A 21,692-nucleotide genomic window follows, 5' to 3' on the forward strand; every position below is an offset into this window, starting at 1 on the left:
GTGACCCGGCAACTGGCGGACTCAACCGCCCTGTCCGGCGGTACCCGCGAGTTTTCCTTCACGCGCGACGATTTTGACCGCATCGCCAAACTGATTCACCAGCACGCCGGGATATCGTTGTCGCCAATCAAGTTCGACATGGTTTATAGCCGGCTGGCGCGGCGGCTGCGTGCGACCGGTGATGTGACCTTCGCGGATTACCTCAAGCGCCTGGAGCGCAATGATCACGCCGAGTGGGAAACCTTCGTCAATTCACTGACCACCAACCTCACGTCCTTCTTCCGCGAAGCCCATCACTTCGATCTGCTGAAGGAACACCTGACCCGCCTCGGCAAGCCGACGGCGCGCATCTGGTGCAGCGCCGCCTCGACCGGAGAGGAGCCTTACTCGCTCGCCATCACCTGCTGCGAACTGTATGGCTCGATGAACCCGCCGGTGGAAATCATCGCGACAGACATCGATACCCAGGTGCTGGCGCAGGGCCAGGCCGGTGTCTATACCGAGGACCGCATCGAGAAGCTGTCGCCGGAACTGGTGCGCAAATACTTCCTGCGTGGCACCGGCGGCCGCGCTGGCGAAGTGCGCGTGCGGCCCGAGTTGCAGAAGCTGATCCGCTTCACGCGGGTCAACCTGCTCGAACCGAACTGGCCGATCCGCGGGCCGCTTGAGGCGATCTTCTGTCGTAACGTGATGATCTACTTCGACAAGCCGACGCAGTACGCCATCCTGAAGCGCTTCGTCCCGCTGTTGCGTCCCGAAGGCCTCATGTTCGCCGGTCATTCGGAAAGTTTTTCGCACGCAGTCGATCTGTTCCGCAATCTCGGAAGGACGGTTTATGGTCGTGCTGACGGCGGTCGGTAGTCACGGTCCTTCCCTGATCGAACACCAGTCGACACAGCGCTATTTCGACAGCAAATTTTCGCGCGAGGCGGTGAAGATACTGCCCGGCGAATTCTTCGTGACGACACGTGACATGTTGCTGGTGACCGTTCTGGGCTCGTGCGTCGCTGCCTGCATCCGCGATCCGGAACGCGGTATCGGTGGCATGAATCATTTCATGCTGCCCGACGGCGGCACCGAAGCAACCAGTCGTTCTGCGCGCTACGGAGGGTATGCGATGGAGCTGCTGGTGAATGAGCTGATCAAGTCGGGCGCCCGGCGTTCGGCGCTCGAAGCCAAGGTGTTTGGCGGCGGACGCGTGATGGCGTCGCTGTCGAGCGCAAATGTCGGTGAACGCAATTCGTCCTTCGTGCTCGATTACCTGAAGCAGGAAGGCATTCCGGTCATCGCTCAGGATCTGCAGGAAAAGCATGCGCGCAAGATCTACTTCTTTCCGCGTGTCGGACGGGTGCTGGTGAAGAAGCTCGCGCGCGTCAACAACGACACGCTGGCGCGGCGTGAGCGCGAGTATCAGGAGCGGCTTGCACGCACGGATGCGTCGGGCGATATCGAGCTGTTCTCGTGACCGGGCAACGCTGATGAACAAGCCAAAGATCAGGGTGCTGGTGGTGGACGACTCGGCGGTCATGCGGGCCATGCTGACCGCCATCATCAACCAAGCGCCCGACATGGAAGTGGTCGGGACGGCACCTGACCCGCTGGTGGCACGGCAGAAGGTGAAGGATCTGTTGCCGGACGTGCTGACGCTGGATGTCGAAATGCCGCAGATGAATGGTCTGGAGTTTCTCGACAAGGTCATGCGCTTGCGTCCGATGCCGGTGATCATGATTTCCAGCCAGACTGCGCAGGGCTCAGAAGCGACGCTGCAGGCGCTCGAACTGGGCGCGGTGGACTACATCGCCAAGCCGCGCTCCACCCTGGTCGGGCTGCCGGCCGGCTATGCACAGGAAGTGCAGGACAAGATCCGTGCGGCGTTCAGTGCACACGTGAAGGTGAGGCGCGATGCGCCTGCCCGCCCCGCCGTCAGTGCTGTGACGCCGCCGCCGGTGATGAGCAGCAACTGGGGTGACCGCATCGTGTGTATCGGTGCGTCGACCGGGGGCACCGAAGCGATCAAGGAAGTACTGACCCGCCTGCCGGAAAACATGCCCGGCATCGTGATGGTTCAGCACATGCCAGAAATGTTCACCGCGAGCTTCGCCCGACGGCTTGACTCGCTGTCACGTCTGCGCGTGAAGGAGGCCGAACAGGGCGAACGCATCCTGCCGGGCCACGCCTACCTCGCACCTGGACATTCGCACCTCGAAATCCGCAGATCCGGCGGTGGCTACGTGTGCGAACTGCTGCAGACGCCGCCCTACAACCGGCATCGCCCGGCCGTCGACGTACTGTTCGATTCCGCAGCGGCACAAGCGCGTGGCAGTGCGGTTGCCGCGCTGCTGACCGGCATGGGCAAGGACGGCGCGCAGGGCATGCTGACCATGCGCAAGGCGGGTGCGTGGACGATAGGTCAGGACCAGGAAAGCTGCGTCGTGTACGGAATGCCGCGTGAGGCGGCCCAGATCGGCGCGTGTTGCGAGGTCAGTCCGCTCACTCACGTGGCCGATCGCATCATGGCCGCGCTGCAGGGCGGTCGCCGCATGGCAGCCCACGGCTGACGGCGGATTGCTGCCTCATTCATTGATTACAGAAGGGAATACGCAGCATGGACATCAAGGTCAGCATCGCCGACAAGGTTGCGCGCATGAGCCTGGGCGGACGATTCGATTTTTCGGCGCACAAGGAATTCCGGGACACCACCGAGCAACTTCTGTTGCGCGAGGAAGTGAATGAACTCGACGTCGACCTCGCCGCGGTCAATTACGTGGACAGTTCTGCGCTCGGCATGCTGTTGATGCTGCGCGACAAGGCGCGCAACGCGCGGCGCGAAATCAGACTGTCGCGTTGCAGCCCGCCGGTGCGCCAGGTGCTCGACATCGCGAACTTTGGCAAGTTGTTCCGCATTGACTGACGGCTGTTTTGTCCGGCGTGACGTCTGTCACGCTAAAGGCGCTCCCCTTTCGGTCGTAACCCTCCTTACCTGCCCGGGTTCAATTGCCCGGCGATCAAGGAACGGAACGACATGACAAGCAAGCCTGGCGCGCTGTTGCGCGCAAATCTGGCCTGGCTGGGCCTGTATTCCCTGTTGCTGCTTACCCATGCCGGGCTTTTCGCATGGGTTGCACCGGTGTTCGATCCGGCCGGTGTACTGATCTGTGCCGCGGTCGCTTTCGGCGTGCTGATCGTCGTGCGCCTTGCGTGCCGGATACGGTACGAGAAGCCACTCGAGAGCGTCGTGACCGGCATCGAGAATGCCCGCCTGTCCGGCGACCTCTCGTTCAAGCTGGCATTGCAGGGCAATGCGTTGCAGCAGCGGCTGGCCGTCAGCTACAACCGCCTGATCGAGGAATTCGGCGCTGCCATGGCGAAGATGCTGTTCACCTCGGAACGCCTTCAGCACGCCTGCGCAAGCCTGGAGGATGGCGCACGCAGGGTGGTGGCGTCGACCGAAACGCAGTGCGACGCGTCGGGCGCTGCGAGCGCCGACGTCGGCAACATGAAGGGCAGCATGCAGGCAGCGACCGATGTCGCGGCGCGCACCGTCGAAGACGCGACGCGATCACGTGAATTGTCGCAGCAGGGCGCACAGGTGGTCAGTCGCGTTGCCGAAGGCATGGTCCGGGTGTCCGGTAGCGTCGAACAGTGTGCGCGCCAGATCGATCAGCTGGGCAGCCGGTCGGAACAGATCGGCAGTGTGGTGCAGGTGATCCGCGAGATTGCCGACCAGACCAACCTGCTCGCGCTCAACGCCGCCATCGAGGCGGCGCGCGCCGGCGAGCAGGGGCGCGGCTTTGCCGTGGTGGCCGACGAAGTGCGCAAGCTGGCTGAGCGCACGGCCGCATCGACCGGACAGATTCACGAAATGATTTCCGCCGTGCAGCGCGAGACAGCCGAAGCCGCTGCCGTGGTGCGCGCCAGCGCAGCCGAGGCGCGCAATGGTTCCGAATTGTCGGGCGAAGCCGTGGCGACGCTGGAACTGATCCGCGCGTGCGCAACGGCGACGCGGGAGCGCGTCGATGGCACGGTCGAGGCCATGCGCGAAAACCATGCGCTCGGCGACCGGGTCGAGCAACATGTGCAGCACATCCTGACCATGGCGGAATCGAATCGTGACGTGTCGCGCGCCGCGGCGACCGACGCGGCCCAGCTTGGCGTGCTGTCGAGCAATCTGGCCGAACTGGCCCTGGTCTTCCGACTGGGTACCGGAGCCGAACAGGCGGTTGCCATGCATGGCCGCATGCCGGCCATCGTCGCCGAAGCGGCCAGTCAGGTCGGTGCCTGTCTCGAAGCTGCGGTGAAGCGCGGCGACATCAAGCTGGAAGACCTGTTCGACGAAAACTATCAGCCGATCGCCGGCACCCGGCCGGCCAAGTTCACGACCCGCTTCGACAGCCTGACCGACCGGCTGCTACCGGCCATCCAGGAGCCGCTGATCGATCGCCACCCCGGCGTCATCTATGCCGGCGCGGTCGATCGCAAGGGCTATTTTCCGACCCACAACAAGAAGTTTTCGCAGCCGCTGACCGGCGACGAGAAGGTCGACATCGTGCGCAACCGTACCAAGCGCATTTTTGAAGACGCGGTCGGCAAGCGCTGCGGTGCGCATGCCCAGCCTTTCCTGATCCAGACCTATCGTCGCGACACCGGGGAAGTGGTGCACGACATTTCGGCACCGATCCACGTCGGCGGTCGCCAGTGGGGCGGCTTCCGCATCGGCTACGTCGCCTGATTACGTACTGCGGCTGATCTGGATCAAGCGCAACGTGACGGCAAGCTCAAAGCGTCGGCGTCGCCGCCGTTAAGTTCGGTAAGTCCGCCACCCATCCCGCGCAGCGTGAGCGCGCCGCCGAATCCGGCCCCCGATTTGCCCAGAAATGTCCATCAAGGAGATCCACACAATGAACGCCCTGCTGTCGCCCGCCCGGGCATTGATGTCACGTCTCCGGTTCGCGCCAAAGATGATGCTGGTCATGGGCATCCTGCTGTCGATGCTGTTCGGCGTTGGCGCGCTGCAGACGCTGGACCGCATGGGTGCGGTGCATGCGATGGACAATGAGCGCATCGGTACCGAATATGTCCGCACCTTGCTGGGCGTGCTCGCCACGGTGCAGCAGCATCGCGGCATGTCCTCATCGATGCTCAACGGCGACGCCAGCCTGGCGCCCAAGGTGGAAGCCAAGGCAGCCGAAGTGGCGGCCGGCATCGCAAAGCTTGCGGCGCAGAATGACGCCAATCTCGCGCTGCTGGATCAGGGTGCGCAGATCAATCGACTGAATGACGAGTGGGTGGCCGTGCGTCAGTTGATGAGCGGCGCGACCGGCAGCGAGAACTTCCGCCGGCACTCGGAACTGATCGTCAATCTGCTGAACGATTTCCGCATGGTGGCTGATGCGTCCGGCCTGACCTTCGATCCTTTCCCGGACAGCTACACACTGATGGACGCGACGATCGGCATCGTGCCGCAGACGGTCGAATATCTCGCCCGGCTGCGCGGGCTGGCGGCGTCGATCAGCGCAACCCGCTCGATGTCGCCCGAGAAGGCGGTCGAACTGGGATCCCTGCTGCAGCTGTCGAAGGCGCAGGTCGATGCATCGGAACGCATGCTCGAACGGGTACTTAAGAATGCGCCGGCCCATGCAGGGGCAATCACCACGGATGTGGCGGAACTGCGCGACGCCTTTGGCGCCACCGCGCAGATGATCGAAAATTCCGTGGTCAGCCAGACTTTCGATTTGCCAGCGGCTGAGGTGTTTGCCCGGGCAAGCGCGCCGGTCGACGCCGCGCTGGGTACCGCCCGCACGCTGTTGTCGAGTCTTGAAGCCAGTCTGGCCGAGCATCGAACCGAAATCGTGCGCAAGGAACTGCTGATCGCTGCCGCGCTGGCCGCGGGCATGCTGCTGTCACTGTATCTTGCGCTCGGCCTCTACTTCTCCCTTCAGGACGACATCCGCCGCACCATCGAAGGGGGGCAGCGCCTCGCCGATGGCGATCTGACGGCGCGCATCGACGTTTCGAGTCGTGACGAGTTCGGGGATATCGCAGCCAGCTTCAACCGCATGGCCGATGGCTTGTCGACGCTGATCGCACGGGTGAAAGCGTCGGCCTCGGCCGTGTCTGAGGTGACCCATGTCGTCGCCAGCGCGACGCAGCAGATCAGTCATGCATCCACCCATCAGAGCCAGTCCGCGTCGGCCATGGCAGCCACCATCGAAGAACTGTCCGTGTCGATCAACAGCGTGTCGGACAGTGCGTCCGACATGCGTCACCACGCCAACTCCAGCCGCGACGAAGCAGATCAGGGGCGGCGCGCAATCGACGCGGTGAGCGGTGAGCTGGACGACGTCGGTCAGGTGGTCGGAGAAATTTCCGATGCGGCCAGCGCCTTCGTGGACAGCACGCGTGCCATCGGTGGCATGACCCGCCAGGTCAAGGACATCGCCGAACAGACCAATCTGCTGGCGCTCAATGCGGCCATCGAGGCGGCCCGCGCCGGTGAGCAGGGACGCGGCTTCGCGGTGGTCGCCGACGAGGTGCGCAAGCTGGCCGAGAAGTCGGCTGCATCGGCGCTCGAGATCGAGGCCGTCACGCGCACGCTGGACGCACACGCGGCAGGCGTCGATGCCGTGGTGCGGCGAGGGTCCGAAGCGATCAATGCCTCGCGCCAGCAACTGACCCGGGTGGTCGAAGCGCTTGGCCGTGCGGCCGAGGCGGCTGCCTCGACATCGAGCGGCATCAGCGGCATTGCCGAATCGGTCAGCGAACAGACGACGGCCAGTCATGAAGTGGCACGCAAGATCGAGCAGATTGCCCAGATGACCGAAGAAAACACGTCTGCAATCAATTCGATGGCAGAACAGGCACAGCTCCTGTCCTCGCTCGCCCGCGAACTCGAAGAGGCCGGCGCGCGCTTTCGCGTGTGACGTGCTGGAACATCTGTCGAGGCCGGAAATGCGGCCCATTCGAAGCGCTTTTGTCGGTCTGCAGCCATTCAAGACTTTCCATGCGCTGCCGTAAATCCATCAGCACCCGGTTGTTTTCGTGCCACTGAACAGACAGACGAGGCCGACATGTCAGAGTTACTCAAGAATATCGATGCCCGCACCAAGCTTGCGGGTACCAACAAGCTCGAAATACTGATGTTTTCGCTCGGCGTGGACACGCGCACCGGGCGACGCGAGACATTCGGCATCAATGTGTTCAAGGTGCGGGAGGTGATGCGCACCCCCAACATCACGGCAGCGCCGGAAATGCCCAATGCCGTCGAAGGCATGGTCAGCCTGCGCGGTGCCTTGGTACCGGTGGTCGATCTGGCCAAGTTTGCCCAGTTCCCGAGCGATACGCCGCGCGACGTGATGATCGTGACCGAATACAACGGTCATACGCAGGGCTTCCTGGTGGAGTCCGTCGATACCATCCTGCGACTGGACTGGTCGCAGATGCGTGTGCCGCCGGCCATGCTGACGGCCAATCTCGGCGGTCTGGTCACCGCAGTGACAGAGCTCGCGGACAACCGCCTGGTGATGATGCTCGACGTCGAGAAAATCCTCTCCGAAACGGCGGATATCGACAACGATCTGGCCTTCAAGGACATCAAGCCGCTCGACATCGAAGACGCAACGGTTTTCTTCTGCGATGACTCCCCGGTTGCCCGCACCCAGATCACCCGCACGCTGGACCTGATGGGGGTGCGATACGTGAGCGCGATCAACGGCGGCCAGATGTGGGCCGAGTTGCAGAAAGTCGCCAGCTACGCCGATTCCAGCGGCCGCAAGGTGAACGAACTGATCAGCATGATTCTCACCGACGTCGAGATGCCCGAGATGGATGGTTACATCCTGACCAAGCACATCAAGGCCGATCCGCGCTTTGCCGGCATTCCGGTGGTCATGCACTCGTCGTTGTCGTCCGGCTCCAACCAGCAGCTCGGCCGATCGGTCGGCGTCGATGAGTATGTGTCCAAGTTCGAGGCACAGCGCCTCGCCGAAACCATCACCCGCCTGATCCGCCGCAGCAAGGGCATCGATCGCGTGGCTGCCTGAACAAGACCGGAGACAACACGATGGACAGACCCGACCACAACCTGCTCGAGCAGGTGGACGCCCGCACCAAGCTGGCAGGCTCGAACAAGATGGAAATCCTGCTGTTCTCGCTCGGCACGCACGAGCTGTTCGGCATCAATGTATTCAAGGTGCGCGAGGTCAGCAGCACGCCCATCGTCACGCCGACACCGAATATGCCGGCTGGCGTCGAGGGCCTGATTTCGCTGCGTGGAAACGTCATTCCGGTGCTGTCGCTGGCACGCATCATGAACCTGACCGACGCGCCCGAAGGCATGGGAGGCGCGATGATGGTGACCGAGTACAGCAAGCGCACGCTGGGCTTTCTGGTGCATGAAGTGGATCGCATCATCCGCGTCGACTGGGACCGCGTACGCGCGCCCGAGTCGGTCGTCACCAGCGAACAGCTCTATATCACCGCGATCACCGAACTCGACGATGGCCGGCTGGTGTCCATCCTCGATGTGGAAAGCATTCTGGCCGGTACCTTCGGCGACGCCGTCGTCGGCGAAATTCCGCCGCTGGGCGGCAATTACGATCCAAACGTGTTTTTCGTCGATGACTCGGCGGTCGCCCGCAAGAAGATCGCCGAGGTGCTCGACAAACTGAACATCCGCCACAAGCACGCCACCAACGGCGCCGAAGCGTGGGCACGCCTGCAGGGCATGGCCGCCCACACCTCCCAGACCGGCCAGCCGCTGACGGACGAGATCGACCTGATTCTGGTCGATGCGGAAATGCCCGAGATGGATGGCTATGTGCTGACTCGACACATCAAGAACGATCCCCGATTCGTCGATATACCGGTGGTGATGCACTCGTCGCTGTCGTCGGAAGCAAACCGTGCAATGGGCAAGAGCGTCGGTGTCGATGCCTATGTGGCGAAGTTCGACGCCGAAGTGCTGGCCGATACGCTGCGTCCGTTGCTGCAAGCCCATAAAGCCTGAGAGAGGTAGGCCATGTCAGATCCCAAGATGAAGTTTCTCGTTGTCGACGACTTTTCGACCATGCGCCGCATCGTGCGCAATCTGTTGAAGGAACTCGGATTTACCAATGTCGATGAAGCCGAGGACGGCGTCATCGCGCTGCAGAAGCTGAAGTCGTCCGACTTCGACTTCGTCGTCACCGACTGGAACATGCCGAACATGACCGGCATCGAGCTGCTGCGTGCCATTCGTGCGGACGCTGCCCTGAAGGGACTGCCGGTCCTGATGATCACGGCCGAAGCCAAGAAGGAAAACATCATCGAAGCCGCCCAGGCAGGCGCTTCGGGCTACATCGTGAAGCCTTTCACCGCCGGCACCCTGGGTGAGAAGCTGACCAAGATCTTCGAAAAGATGAACCAGAAGGCCGCCTGAGCGAGCATCGGGAGATGACATTGTGAAGAAGATGAAGCTAGACGAAACCGGCGATTCCGACGACCTGCAGGCGCTGTTCGACAGCATCGCATCCGAGACGCCGCAGAAGGTGCGGCTTGAAGTCGTGCCGGAAGCCGCAAACAGCAGCGGCGACAGCGCCGATCTCGAAGCCCTGTTCGATTCGGTATCGGACGACTACTCGGCACCGGCCGGCACAGCCCTTGCACCCGGCAATGATGAAGAGCACAGCTGCGACAACGTATTCAACAAGGTGGGCCACCTCGCGCGCCAGCTGCACGACACGCTGCGCGAGCTGGGGTATGACCATGCGCTGGAAGACGTGGCGCAGCAGATGCCTGATGCGCGCAGCCGCCTGACCTACATCGCACAGATGACCGAGAGCGCGGCGAGCCGCGTGCTCAACGCGACGGATATCGCGATACCGCTGCAGGACGATGTCGAAAAGCGTTCCAGCACGTTGCACGATCGCTGGGAGAAGCTGTACCGGAACGAACTGTCGGTTGACGAATTCAAGGCGCTGGCGGCAGAAACCCGCGGTTTTCTTGGCGATGTGCCGGCCTTTGCCCGCGACACCCGGGCGCAGCTGAATGAAATCATGATGGCCCAGGATTTTCAGGATCTGACCGGGCAGGTGATCAAGAAAATCGTCGAAATGTCGCAAAAGCTGGAGAGCGGATTGCTGCAGGTGCTGATCGAAGCCATGCCGGCCGAAAAGCGGGCCAGCACGCCGGAAGGCCTGCTGAACGGCCCGGTCGTGTCGGCCGAGGGACGCGAGGATGTGGTGACCAGCCAGGAGCAGGTGGACGATCTGCTCGAAAGTCTCGGCTTCTGATCACAGGCAGCAGCAGGACAGTCGTGACACAGCGTTCGGTCAGCGAGGACGAACGGGTCGGTCGAACGGATGACATTCATCCGCGGAGCCGGAACAACAGGAGCAGTAGGGCGAGCAGCGCGTTGAAGGCTCTGCCCGCCACAGGAGCGAACAATGAGTGACTTTCAGGGCATGGAAGATCTGCTGCAGGACTTTCTGGTCGAGGCGACCGACCTGCTGTCCGGTGTGGACAACAAGCTGGTCGATCTCGAAAAGACGCCTGGTGACCGCAGTCTGCTGAACGAGATTTTTCGCGGCTTCCACACCATCAAGGGCGGCGCCGGCTTCCTGAATGCGTCTGAACTGGTCGCGCTCTGCCACCTGACCGAAAACCTGTTCGACAAGCTTCGCAACGGCGAAATGGCCATCTCGCCGCAGCTGATGGATGTCATTCTCGACGCGACCGGCATCGTGCGCGACATGTTCGGCGCCCTGGAGCGCGGCATGCTGCCGACTGCCGCCGACGCCGGGGTGATGATGCGCCTGCGTGCTGCACTGGCGGGCGAGCTCGACGTGGTTGCCGCGGCGGGCGCAAGCGTTGAAGCATCTCCCGCCCAAGCCGCTCCGCGGGGCGTCGAGCCGGACTGGAGCACCCTGCACCAGGCAGTGACGGGTGTCGTACCGGTGGCGCCGCAAGCGGTGCCCGAACCGGCTGCAGCGCGTTCGGCCAATGATGGCGATGTTGCTGCGGTGGTCAATGCCGCGTTCGGCCGCCGGGCCGCCGATCGTCCGGGCACGCCGGCACCGACCGGCCGCCGCGACGCTGAAAAGGGTCGCGAGAACTCGATCCGGGTCGATACCTCGCGCCTCGACCAGGTGCTCAATCTGTCGGGCGAAATCGGCCTGACCAAGAATCGCCTGACCTCGCTGCGCGCGGATATCCTCGCCGGCAAGAACGACAGCGAAACGCTGCACGCGCTTGATGCGGCCGTGAGCCAGCTCGACCTGCTGGTGTCCGATCTGCAGAACGCGGTAATGAAGACCCGCATGCAGCCGATCGGCCGCCTGTTCCAGAAATACCCGCGCATCGCCCGCGATCTCGCCCGCAATCTGGGCAAGGACGTCGAACTTGCGCTGGTCGGCGAAGAGACCGAAATCGACAAGACGATGATCGAGGATCTGTCCGACCCGATCATCCACCTGATCCGCAATGCCGTGGATCATGGCGTGGAAACGCCGGAAGACCGCATCGCCCAGGGCAAGCCGGGCAAGTCGGTGGTGCGTCTCGAGGCGCGTCAGGAAGGTGACCACATCGTGATCATGGTGGCCGATGACGGCCGCGGCATGAACGCCGAGCGGCTGCGCGCCAAGGCGCTCGAAAAGGGCCTGATCACCGATGAGGAAGCCAACACGCTGGACGAGCGTGCAAGCCTGAATCTGGTGTTCCTGCCTGGCTTCTCGACCGCCGCGACAGTGTCCGATGTATCCGGCCGCGGTGTCGGCATGGACGTCGTGAAGACGAACATCCAGAAGCTCAACGGTTCGATCGAAATCCGCTCCATCCAGGGCAAGGGCACGACTTTCGTGATCTCGCTGCCGCTGACGCTGGCCATCCTGCCGGTATTGCTGGTGCGTCTGGCCGAACAGCACTTTGCGGTGCCGCTGTCGATGGTGCGCGAAATCCTGCCGATCCAGCCGCAGGACATCCAGGAAGTCGGTGGCCGCGCGACCATGGTGGTGCGCGGCGAGGTGATGCCGGTGCTGCCGCTGGCCCGCCTCCTCGGCTGGCCGCAGAAGAACCTGCCGCAGTACGGCGTACTGATGCAGACCGCCGAATCGTCCTTCATTCTCGCGATCGACAACTTCGCGGGTCGCGAGGACGCGGTGATCAAGAGTCTCGACGACTTCCGTCCGAAGGGTGTGGCGGGCGTCACGACGCTGTCGAACGGCCAGATCGTGCTGATCCTCGACATGAAGGAACTGCTCGGTTCGCTCGGCGACTCGCGCGGTGTGTCCCGCTCGAGTCTGATCAGCCCGGTTTCACTGGCGGCCTGATAGAAATAAATCGGCAAATATCGCCTGAAAGCCCGCCCCATCGCAGGATGGGGCGGGCTTTTTCTTTTTGCTTCAATAGCTTGGAGGGGATTTGCCGGCAGGAGTCTCTGACCCTAAAGAGTGGGTCGTTGCGGTCGATAAACAGATACCAACGGTAATCCGTCCATCGAACGACGAAGGAGCCTCATCATGGCCGAAGCAACTCTCATCCAGCCGATTTCGTCCCCGTTTCCCGCTGCAGCCTTGCTGCCGGCAGCGAGCGTGCAAGCGCATCACGCAGAAATCATGCGCCTGATGGCATCGATCGAAATGCTCGGCAACGAAGCCATGGTGACAGCCCTGAGTCTGGCTGATGAAGCCGCCGAAGCCGACGCGCGCGGCCTGTTCATGCGTGCACAGGAAGTGCGCGCCTGGGTGCAGACCACGCTCGACATGGTGCATACCGATGCACTGTGCCCCGATCTGTCGGGTCAGCTCGCCTACCAGGGCGTCGAACAGGCGGCCCGCCTGGTCGCCGCCCGTGAAACCCTCCCGCGTTAAGTCCGCGACCCTTGTGTTCCAATCGCCTTCAGGGATCGAGTCAGTGATCGACTCGGCAATCGGATTCGGCGGAGGACATTGAGTGTCGGAAGAAGCAGAGGACTTCGATTTTGACGTCTGGAAGGATCTTGCGCAGTCCGATCCACAGACCTACTTCGCGGAGCGACGGCGCGTGATCGAAAAATTCATCAATACCTGCCCGCCTGAAAAACAGGCGGTGCTGCGCGACCTGCAGGGCCAGATCGACGCCAGCCGTGCCATGGCCGGGTCGCCCAACCAGTCGGTGCGCGAGCTGTCGCGCATGATGGAAGACTACCTTCTTGCGCTGTCGGAACGTCTGATGGCGCTGCACCGCGAAACGTCCGCGTTGCAGACTTCATTGCGTCAGGGCCTTCGCGGCTCCTGAACGTCGCCGGAACGCAGACCGGGTTGCCATGGCAGATCGGGTCGGCAGTCGATGCGCAGGCTCAGGCCCGCGGAGCGACTGGACGGCCACCGTGGCGATCCGGACTGCGACCACCTTCTGCCAATCCGGCGGGCGGTGCGCCTCATTCCGTGACCGGGAAGGACTGCCGGTTGCCTGCCCACACCCATTCCAGCAAGGCTTCCAGAACCGGCTGTGCGCGACCCGCATTCGGGTGGTTGAGCCAGGCCACCATCAGCACGCGCTGGCCGTTGCGATCCAGAACATAGCCGGCGATCGATCGCGTATCGGACAGCGATCCGGTCTTCAGATGCGCCTGCCCGCTGGCCGGCGAATTGCGCAGCCGACGTCGCAGTGTGCCGTCGACCGACAGCACGGGCATCGATGACACGAATTCAGGCATGACACTGCTCGCCCAGGCGTGGCGCAACAGCGCAGCCATGTCGGCGGCCGACAGTCGTTCGTTGCGTGACAGACCGGAGCCGTTGTCCAGCACCAGGCTGGGCAGTGCCAGACCGCGCCGCGTCGCCCACGCACGCACGGCGGCGTCGGCCGCCGCGGTATCAGCGGGCGCCCCGGCGCCACTGCCCAGCGTCAGGAACAACTGCCGCGCCATCACGTTGTTGCTGTACTTGTTGATGTCGCGTATGACCTGCGCCAGCGGCGGCGAATCAATGCCTGCCAGAGGCAGCGCGTTCGGCGGCGTTGCGCCGTCGCGCACCCGCCCGGTGATCCGTCCGCCCAGCTCGGCCCACATTGCGCGCAGGGCGCGGGCGAAAAACTCGTCGGCCGGCAGCGGTGCGATGTTCCATATGCGTTCGCCGCACGGTCGAGCGAAGCGCCCCGTGATCTGCAGTGTGAGCGTGCTGCGGTCTGCAGCCGGCAGGACTTTCGCAGTCAGACTGTCCTTCCAGTCGCCGCATTCGCCCTCGACCTGTTGCACGCGGTTGTCGATCTGCACGCCATCGAGCGGAGGTTCGGCCCACAGCGCGGGAGCGCCACCGGCCTGAGGCAGCAGGCGCACACGCAGCGCGTTGTGTGCCAGCAGCAGTGCGTCCGGACCGACGTTGTAGGCGGCCAGCGGCTCGTTGTCGAAGGCGCCCGGGTCGTGTCGCACCGGCGCGAAGGCCGAGCGGTCGGTGATCACGTCGCCGCGGATGTCGCGCACGCCGCGCGCCCGCAGGTCGCGCAGCAGCAACCAGAACTGTTCGATGCTGAGCGACGGATCGCCGCCGCCGCGCAGCACGAGGTCGCCATCGAGCACGCCGTCGGCCAACCGGCCGGTCATCAGCGCGTCGGTGCGCCAGCTGTAGGCGGGACCGAGACTGTCGAGGGCCGCGTAAGTGGTGACCAGCTTCATCACCGACGCCGGATTCATCGGTACCTTCGCGCGATGGCTGATGCGCGCGGGCCCGCCATCCACCGACTGGACCATGACCGAAATGGATGTTGCGGGAATGTCGGCAGCGCGCAGCGCCTGCAATACCGGCGCTGGGAGTACCGCGCAGGCCGGTGCAACGATCAGACCGAGCAGAACGGCGAGCGCGAGACGCACGACAGCCCGCTCAGGCAATGCGCGACAGATGGCGGCGTACCGAGGCGCTGGCACCGAGCCAGCCGAGTGCCGCACACAGGGCAAGCAGCGCAGCCCAGTGCGCCGGCGCGAGGGGCCGCAGCACGAATTCCAGGCTGTACAGACCGGCAATTTCGGCCACCGGCCCGGCCAATGCGCGCGTCGCAAGCAGGGCGAGCACGCCGGCGAGTGCGCCGCCGAGCAGGCCCTGCAGCGCACCGAACCAGTGGAAGGGGCGACGTATCCAGGCGTCGGTGGCGCCGAGCAGGCGACTGACCTCGATCTCGTCGCGCTGCGTCAGCAGCTGCAGCCGGATCGTATTGAAGGTGACGGCAACCAGACCGAGGCCGAGCACGACGCCCAGCATCGTCACCGCCTGCTGGCCCAGCGCAATCAGCGCGTCGAGCCGCTTCGCCCATGCAGAGTCGAGTTGTACGTGGTCGACCTCCGGCAGTCTGGCGAATTCGGCGCGCAGCGTTTCGAGCCGGGCGGCGTCCGCCGAATCGAGCCGGACCACGAATGCATCGGCAAAAGGGTTGTCGGGCAGTGCGTCGAGGATTTCGGCCAATGCGTCGTTGTCGCGGAATCGCTTCAGTGCCGCGTCGCGCGACACCAGTTCGACCTTCGCTTCCTTCGCCAGGCCGCGGATACGCTGGTCGGCGGTCCGGACCGCGTCGGCGTTCGCGCTTGGCTGCATGAACACGGAAATCTCCGGGGCGGCGCTGACATTGCCGGCCAGTCGCTGCAGATTGCCCAGCAGCATGTAGCCGGTGGCCGGCAACGCCGCGGCGATGCCCACAACCAGCGCGGCCAGCAAGGTGTTGAAAGGCTGACGGGCCATCTGGCGCGCCGCCCGCAGCCCGGCACGCAACTGCAGGCGCAGCCACCTCATTTCAGACACCTCACTGCAGCCGCCCCTGGGCAAGCACCAGCTTGCGCGGTGCGTAGCGTGCGAACAGCGCGTCGTCATGCGTGGTCAGCAGCACGGTGACGCCGGCTTCGTTGAATGAGCGGAAAAGCTCTGCGATGTCGCGCGCGTAGGCGTCGTCGAGGTGGGCGGTCGGTTCGTCGGCGAGCAGGATCTGCGGCCGGTTCACGATGGCGCGGGCAATGGTCAGGCGCTGCTGTTCACCGCCCGACAGCTCGACCGGCATCGATTTTTCGCGTCCAGACAGTCCGACGCGTTCCAGTGCGGCACGCACCCGGTTGGCCGCTTCGCGCGGCGGGTGGCTGCTGATCGAAAGCGGCAGCATGACATTGTCGAATGCGCTGCGGTCGAACAGCAGGCGCTGGTCCTGCATCACGAGGCCGATCGACCGGCGCCAGTAGGGCAGGGCGGCGCGCTTGAGTGCCGACACATCCTCGCCACCGACCAGCACCTTGCCTTCGGTCGGTCGTTCGAGCACGGCGAGCAGGCGCAGCAGCGTGCTCTTGCCGGCGCCGGAGTGGCCGCTGACCACGACCATTTCGCCGCGTGCGATGTCGCAGTCCAGCTGGTCGAGCGCGGTGTGACCGCCCGGATAGCGTTTGGTGACCTGAGCGAAACGGATCATGCGGCGTGGGCTCGGGCTGCTTTCAGAGGGATCTCGGCGGTTCGAACAGGGCATCGACGAATTCCGCCGCATTGAACGGCTGCAGATCGTCCAGGCCTTCACCGACGCCGATGTAGCGCAGCGCGATCGGACGCGACGGCGCGTGCTGTTTCGCGATGGCCGCGATAACGCCGCCGCGCGCCGTGCCATCGAGCTTGGTCATGATCAGTCCGGTCACGCCGATTGCGGCGTCGAAGGCCTTCACCTGCGCCAGTGCGTTCTGGCCGATGTTGCCGTCGAGCACCAGCAGCACCTCGTGCGGCCCGGTCGGATCCGCCTTGGCGATGACCCGCTTCACCTTGGCGATCTCCTCCATCAGGTGCAGCTGGGTGGGCAGGCGGCCGGCGGTATCCGCCAGCACGATGTCGATGCCGCGCGCGCGGGCGGCATTGACCGCGTCGAACACCACGGCAGCCGGGTCGCCCGAATCCTGAGCGATCACCGCCACGTTGTTGCGAGCGCCCCAGGTTTCGAGCTGTTCTCTCGCTGCGGCGCGGAAGGTGTCGCCGGCAGCCAGCAGTACGCTCTTTCCCTGCGACTGGAAATGCTTGGCCAGTTTGCCGATCGACGTGGTCTTGCCGGCGCCGTTCACGCCGGCAATCATGATGATGAACGGCTTGTGCGCGTCCACGTCGAGCGGCTTCTCGAGCGGCGCGATCAGGCGGGTCAGTTCCTCGCGCAGCACGTCACGCAACTTCGCCGGTTCTTCGATGCGTTCGCGTTTCACGCGGTCGCGCAGCCGGTCGAGCAGATGGGTGGTGGCATCCATGCCCACGTCGGACGTGATCAGCAGGGTTTCCAGCTCTTCCAGCAGCTCGTCATCGACCTTGGTACGCAGGAACAGCGCATTGAGCTGGCCACCGATCTGGGCACGCGTGCGCGACAGCCCGGCGCGCAGCCGCTGCGCCCACGACAATTTCGGCGCGTCGGCGGCAGGCGCGCTATCCTGCGCCGCGACCACGTCAGGCGCGGCCGGTACGGCATCGCTGGCGTCGGGCGCGGCGGCTTTGTCTTTCTTGAAGAAACCAAACATGTGGGAGACGGTCACTGGAACACCTTGCGGCTTGCGCAAGGCTTTGGAACAGAGGCGTGAAGGCGGATTTCGCCGCGCTCACATTTACTGCCGGAGAGTGTATCAGATGGATTTGCGCCGTTTTTCCCGTGGTATCGCGCTGTGCAGCGCTCTGGCGGCATGCGCGCTGGCGGCGCGTCCGGTGCTTGCCAACCCGTACGAGACCACCCTTGCGAACGGCCTGCGCGTCATCGTCAAGGAAGACCGGCGGGCACCGGTGGCGGTGCATATGGTGTGGTATCGCGTGGGGGCGATGGACGAACACGACGGCACCACCGGCGTGGCGCATGTGCTCGAGCACATGATGTTCAAGGGCACGAAGAAGCTGAAGGCGGGCGAATTCAACGAAATCGTCGCCCGTGCCGGTGGCAGCGACAATGCCTTCACCAGCCAGGACTACACCGCCTATTTCCAGCGCGTCCCGGCGGCCGCGCTGCCGCGCATGATCGAACTCGAAGCCGACCGCATGCGCAACGTGGTCATCACCGACGAGGAATTCGGCCGCGAACTGAAGGTGGTCATGGAAGAGCGCAGGCTGCGCACCGACGACAAGCCACAGTCGCAGCTGTACGAACAGTTGATGGCCAGCGCCTTCACTGCGCATCCATACCGCCGGCCCATCATCGGCTGGATGAACGACCTCGAGAACATGCGCGCCGATGACGCACGCGAGTGGTACCGGCGCTGGTACGCCCCGAACAACGCCTACGTCGTGGTGGTGGGTGATGTCGACCACAAGAAGGTGTTCGAACAGGTCAGGAAACAGTACGGCAAGATGAAAAGTCAGCCCTTGCCGGTGCGCAAGGCGACCGCCGAACCGGTGCAGACCGGTCAGCGGCGCGTCGTCGTCAAGGCACCGGCCGAGGTGCCGCAGCTGCTGATGGCGTGGAAGGCGCCGCGGCTGGCCGATGTAGAGAACGATCGCGAGCCCTATGCGCTCGACGTGCTGGCCGGCATTCTCGACGGCCACGCCGCCTCGCGCCTGTCGCGCAACCTGGTGCGCGGCAGCCAGATCGCGACCGAAATCGGCGCCTACTACGACTCGACGTCGCGTGGCGAAGCCACCTTCGTGCTCGGCGGCGCCCCGGCCAAAGGCAAGACCGTGCAGGAGCTCGAAGCGGCGCTGCGGGCGGAAATCAAGCGCATCGCGGATGAAGGCGTGTCGGATGCAGAACTCGAACGCATCAAGACCCAGACCATTGCGTCGCAGGTCTACAAGCGCGATTCCACCTATGTGCAGGCGATGGAGATCGGCCGTCTCGAGGCGGCTGGCTACCACTGGCGCGATGGCGACCGCATGCTCGACAAGCTGCGTACCGTCACTGCAGCCGAAGTGCAGGCGGTGGCGCAGAAATATTTCGGCGACGACACGCTGACCATCGCGGTGCTCGACCCGCAGCCGCTCGACCCGAACGCCAAGCCGCGCGCCAAGCCCGCCGGCCTGCGTCACTGAGCGTGCCCACCGATTTCAAGCAGGGGAAACGGATGAACCCATCTTTCCGCAACGCGCTGACGCGCCTTGCCTTCATGTTCGTCGCGGCTGCCGCCGCACTGCCGGCCGCCGCAAACGTCGATATCCAGCATTGGGTGGCGCCCAACGGCGCCCGGGTGTACTTCGTGGAAAGTCACGTGCTGCCGATTCTGGACGTCCAGGTCGATTTCGACGCCGGCGCAGCGCGCGATCCGGCAGGCAAGAGCGGCGTCGCGTCGATGACGCAAAGCCTGCTCGACACCGGAGCGGGCGGTCTGGACGAAGACACGCTGGCCGAGCGATTCACCGATCTGGGCGCCCAATTGGGCGGCGTGGCAGACAACGATCGTGCCGGCCTGTCGCTGCGCACGCTGTCCAGTGCCCGCGAACGCGAAGGGTCGCTCGCACTGCTGCACACCCTGCTGACGCGGCCCGAGTTTCCGGCTGCCGTGCTGGAGCGCGAAAAGGCGCGCGCCATATCCGGTCTGCGCGAGGCGGACACAAAGCCCGATGCAATCGGCAGCAAGCGCTTCGCCCGTGCGCTGTATGGCGACCATCCCTATGGCCGCACACCGACCATCGAATCGGTCACCGCGATCAGTCGCGACGATCTGCTCGAGCACTACCGTACGCACTACGTCGCACCGCGCGCCGTCGTGTCGATCGTCGGCGACGTGACGCGCGAGCAGGCAGAAGCGATTGCCGTGCAGCTGACCGGCGATCTGCCGCAGGGTGAGCCGCTTGCGCCACTTCCCGCGGTGACGCTGCCGCAGGCGAAAACCGAAAACATCGCCCACCCGGCCAACCAGAGTCACATCTTCATCGGTCAGCCCGCATTGCAGCGCGGCGACCTTGATTTCTTTCCGCTGCAGGTCGGCAACTACATCCTGGGTGGCGGCGGTTTCGTGTCGCGGCTGACCAAGGAAGTGCGCGAAAAGCGCGGCTATGCCTACAGCGTCTACAGCTATTTCAACCCGCAGCGCCAGCTCGGACCCTTCCAGATCGGCCTGCAGACCGAGCGCAGCCAGGCTGCCGCCGCTCTGAAGGTGGTCGATGACACGCTGGCTGCCTTCATCGCCAAGGGGCCGACCGAGGACGAGTTGCGGGCCGCCAAGCGCAATCTGGTCGATGGCTTCTCGCTGCGCCTCGACAGCAATCGCAAGCTGCTCGACAGTCTGGCCGTCATCGGCTTCTATGGCCTGCCGCTCGACTGGCTGAAGAAGTTTCCCGAGCGCGCCGAAGCGGTGACTGCTGCCCAGGTGAAGGATGCCTTCCAGCGCCGCTTGTCGGCTGACCATATCGTGCGCGTGATCGTCGCGGGTGATTGACGGGCGTTCCTGACGAACCCGCCGCGGACGCGCGCGGGGCCGTGCCGGCACTTCTCGCGTGGTTCGGCTTTGCGGCGGCGGCGCCGCGGTTAGAATCGCGGTCATGTCACGCATTCGCATCATCGGCGGCCGATGGCGCAGTCGTCTGCTGCCCGTGGCAGGCGTACCCGGCCTCAGACCCACGCCTGACGCGGTCCGTGAGCGACTGTTCAACTGGCTCGGGCAGAACCTGAGCGGTCAGCACTGCCTTGACCTGTTCGCCGGTACCGGCGTACTCGGTTTCGAAGCGGCATCGCGCGGCGCAGAATCCGTCACGCTGGTCGAACGCGACGTGCGTGCGTTTGCCCGCCTGCGCGAGGCGGTCGAACAACTGCCGGCGCCCCAGGTCGAACTGGTGCGGGGCGATGCGCTAACATTCGTGCTCGATCCACCCCGACAGTTCGATGTGCTGTTCCTCGATCCGCCTTATGGGCACGGCTTGCTCGACCGGCTGGCCCCGCATCTCGATGCACTGGCTGCGGAAGGTGCGGTGATCTACTGCGAGGCGGAACATCCAGTGCCGATCCTCGGAAACTTCCGCTTGACGCGCGAAGGGCAGGCCGGGCAAGTCCATTACCAGTTGCTGGAACGAACATGAACGGCACCATTGCGGTTTATCCCGGAACATTCGACCCGATCACCCGCGGCCATGAGGACCTGGTGCGGCGCGCGGCGGCAATGTTCGATCGGGTCATTGTCGGCGTTGCCGAAAGCCGCTCCAAGCGGCCGTTCTTCGAAACCGATGAGCGTGTCGACATGGCACGCGAGATTCTTGCGCCTTATGCGAATGTGGAAGTGCGCGGATTTTCCTGCCTGCTGATGGACTTCCTCGCGACCTGCGATGCGCGCATCATCGTGCGCGGACTGCGTGCGGTGTCGGACTTCGAATACGAATTCCAGATGGCAGGAATGAACCGCTCGCTGCGAGCCGACGTCGAAACGGTGTTCCTGACACCGGCCGACCAGTACATGTTCATCTCGGCCACGATGGTGCGCGAAATCGCCTCACTGGGCGGCGATGTCAGCAAGTTTGTGCAGCCTTCGGTGCTGGCGCGCATCAGCGCCAAGCTGGCTGAAATGAGTGGAGGCAACTGAAGTGGCTTTGATCATTACCGACGAATGCATCAATTGCGATGTATGCGAACCGGAATGCCCGAACGGGGCAATTTCGCAGGGCGAGGAAATCTACGTGATCGATCCGGGCAAATGCACCGAGTGCGTCGGCCATTTCGACGAACCGCAGTGTCAGCAGGTGTGTCCGGTCGACTGCATTCCGCTCGACCCGAACCGCAAGGAAACGCACGATCAGCTGATGGCGAAGTACCACATACTCACGGCCGCCAAGGTCTGA

The 21,692-nt window shown here is 64.1% G+C and carries 22 protein-coding genes; 18 read left to right on the top strand and 4 right to left on the bottom strand.

Annotated features, from left to right (window positions below; genetic code table 11):
• Positions 1–12 precede the first annotated feature (12 nt).
• The 13 genes from ACTIFF_RS01705 (at position 13) to ACTIFF_RS01765 (ending at position 13,248) form a co-directional block, all read left to right on the top strand.
• Positions 13–861 (top strand): CheR family methyltransferase, encoded by an 849-nt coding sequence (locus tag ACTIFF_RS01705; protein ID WP_439535367.1) that lies wholly within the window; start codon positions 13–15, stop codon positions 859–861.
• Positions 836–1,465 (top strand): chemoreceptor glutamine deamidase CheD, encoded by a 630-nt coding sequence (cheD, locus tag ACTIFF_RS01710; protein ID WP_439535253.1) that lies wholly within the window; start codon positions 836–838, stop codon positions 1,463–1,465. The genes ACTIFF_RS01705 and cheD overlap by 26 nt, the downstream gene beginning before the upstream one ends.
• Positions 1,466–1,478: 13 nt before the next feature.
• On the top strand, positions 1,479–2,558 hold the full coding sequence (locus ACTIFF_RS01715; protein ID WP_439535254.1) for a protein-glutamate methylesterase/protein-glutamine glutaminase: 1,080 nt from the start codon (positions 1,479–1,481) through the stop codon (positions 2,556–2,558).
• Positions 2,559–2,605: 47 nt separating this feature from the next.
• Positions 2,606–2,911: an STAS domain-containing protein gene (locus tag ACTIFF_RS01720; protein WP_439535255.1), complete on the top strand. Its 306-nt coding sequence runs from the start codon at positions 2,606–2,608 to the stop codon at positions 2,909–2,911.
• A gap of 111 nt (positions 2,912–3,022) precedes the next feature.
• Entirely contained in the window at positions 3,023–4,729 is a 1,707-nt protein-coding gene (locus ACTIFF_RS01725; protein WP_439535256.1) for a methyl-accepting chemotaxis protein, read from the top strand.
• Between the two features lie 169 nt (positions 4,730–4,898).
• Entirely contained in the window at positions 4,899–6,920 is a 2,022-nt protein-coding gene (locus tag ACTIFF_RS01730) for a methyl-accepting chemotaxis protein (RefSeq protein WP_439535257.1), read from the top strand.
• A gap of 147 nt (positions 6,921–7,067) precedes the next feature.
• On the top strand, positions 7,068–8,039 hold the full coding sequence (locus ACTIFF_RS01735) for a chemotaxis protein (RefSeq protein ID WP_439535258.1): 972 nt from the start codon (positions 7,068–7,070) through the stop codon (positions 8,037–8,039).
• A gap of 20 nt (positions 8,040–8,059) precedes the next feature.
• Positions 8,060–9,004, top strand: coding sequence for a chemotaxis protein (locus tag ACTIFF_RS01740; RefSeq protein WP_439535259.1), 945 nt, complete (start codon positions 8,060–8,062; stop codon positions 9,002–9,004).
• 12 nt (positions 9,005–9,016) lie between these two features.
• On the top strand, positions 9,017–9,415 hold the full coding sequence (gene cheY, locus ACTIFF_RS01745) for a chemotaxis response regulator CheY (protein ID WP_257095971.1): 399 nt from the start codon (positions 9,017–9,019) through the stop codon (positions 9,413–9,415).
• A 22-nt stretch (positions 9,416–9,437) separates the two neighbouring features.
• Positions 9,438–10,268 (top strand): protein phosphatase CheZ, encoded by an 831-nt coding sequence (gene cheZ, locus ACTIFF_RS01750; RefSeq protein WP_439535260.1) that lies wholly within the window; start codon positions 9,438–9,440, stop codon positions 10,266–10,268.
• 171 nt (positions 10,269–10,439) lie between these two features.
• Entirely contained in the window at positions 10,440–12,302 is a 1,863-nt protein-coding gene (locus ACTIFF_RS01755) for a chemotaxis protein CheA (protein ID WP_439535368.1), read from the top strand.
• Positions 12,303–12,491: 189 nt separating this feature from the next.
• Positions 12,492–12,842: a hypothetical protein gene (locus tag ACTIFF_RS01760; RefSeq protein ID WP_069039577.1), complete on the top strand. Its 351-nt coding sequence runs from the start codon at positions 12,492–12,494 to the stop codon at positions 12,840–12,842.
• Positions 12,843–12,924: 82 nt separating this feature from the next.
• On the top strand, positions 12,925–13,248 hold the full coding sequence (locus ACTIFF_RS01765) for a DUF3135 domain-containing protein (RefSeq protein WP_439535261.1): 324 nt from the start codon (positions 12,925–12,927) through the stop codon (positions 13,246–13,248).
• A 142-nt stretch (positions 13,249–13,390) separates the two neighbouring features.
• Here ACTIFF_RS01765 and dacB read toward each other — a convergent pair whose 3' ends face one another.
• Genes dacB through ftsY form a run of 4 tightly spaced genes read right to left on the bottom strand, consistent with a single transcriptional unit; the run spans position 13,391 to position 17,464 of the window.
• Positions 13,391–14,821, bottom strand: a complete 1,431-nt coding sequence (gene dacB / locus ACTIFF_RS01770) for a D-alanyl-D-alanine carboxypeptidase/D-alanyl-D-alanine endopeptidase (protein WP_439535262.1) — start codon at positions 14,819–14,821, stop codon at positions 13,391–13,393.
• 10 nt (positions 14,822–14,831) lie between these two features.
• Complete coding sequence (gene ftsX, locus ACTIFF_RS01775; RefSeq protein ID WP_439535263.1) at positions 14,832–15,731, bottom strand: permease-like cell division protein FtsX; 900 nt, start codon at positions 15,729–15,731, stop codon at positions 14,832–14,834.
• Positions 15,732–15,741: 10 nt separating this feature from the next.
• Positions 15,742–16,392 carry a cell division ATP-binding protein FtsE gene (locus ACTIFF_RS01780; RefSeq protein WP_439535264.1) on the bottom strand — a complete coding sequence of 217 codons (651 nt, stop codon included), beginning with the start codon at positions 16,390–16,392 and terminating at the stop codon, positions 15,742–15,744.
• A gap of 22 nt (positions 16,393–16,414) precedes the next feature.
• Positions 16,415–17,464 carry a signal recognition particle-docking protein FtsY gene (gene ftsY, locus ACTIFF_RS01785; RefSeq protein ID WP_257096014.1) on the bottom strand — a complete coding sequence of 350 codons (1,050 nt, stop codon included), beginning with the start codon at positions 17,462–17,464 and terminating at the stop codon, positions 16,415–16,417.
• A 106-nt stretch (positions 17,465–17,570) separates the two neighbouring features.
• On the opposite strand from ftsY, the gene ACTIFF_RS01790 reads away from it, so the two are divergent.
• The 5 genes from ACTIFF_RS01790 (at position 17,571) to ACTIFF_RS01810 (ending at position 21,692) form a co-directional block, all read left to right on the top strand.
• Positions 17,571–18,956: a M16 family metallopeptidase gene (locus tag ACTIFF_RS01790; protein ID WP_439535265.1), complete on the top strand. Its 1,386-nt coding sequence runs from the start codon at positions 17,571–17,573 to the stop codon at positions 18,954–18,956.
• 32 nt (positions 18,957–18,988) lie between these two features.
• Positions 18,989–20,302, top strand: coding sequence for a M16 family metallopeptidase (locus tag ACTIFF_RS01795; RefSeq protein ID WP_439535266.1), 1,314 nt, complete (start codon positions 18,989–18,991; stop codon positions 20,300–20,302).
• Positions 20,303–20,405: 103 nt separating this feature from the next.
• Positions 20,406–20,939 (top strand): 16S rRNA (guanine(966)-N(2))-methyltransferase RsmD, encoded by a 534-nt coding sequence (gene rsmD / locus ACTIFF_RS01800; protein ID WP_439535267.1) that lies wholly within the window; start codon positions 20,406–20,408, stop codon positions 20,937–20,939.
• Positions 20,936–21,436, top strand: coding sequence for a pantetheine-phosphate adenylyltransferase (gene coaD, locus ACTIFF_RS01805; protein WP_439535268.1), 501 nt, complete (start codon positions 20,936–20,938; stop codon positions 21,434–21,436). The genes rsmD and coaD overlap by 4 nt, the downstream gene beginning before the upstream one ends.
• 1 nt (position 21,437) lies before the next feature.
• Complete coding sequence (locus tag ACTIFF_RS01810; RefSeq protein WP_439535269.1) at positions 21,438–21,692, top strand: YfhL family 4Fe-4S dicluster ferredoxin; 255 nt, start codon at positions 21,438–21,440, stop codon at positions 21,690–21,692.

Source organism: Methyloversatilis sp., assembly GCF_051861465.1.
GTDB lineage: Bacteria > Pseudomonadota > Gammaproteobacteria > Burkholderiales > Rhodocyclaceae > Methyloversatilis.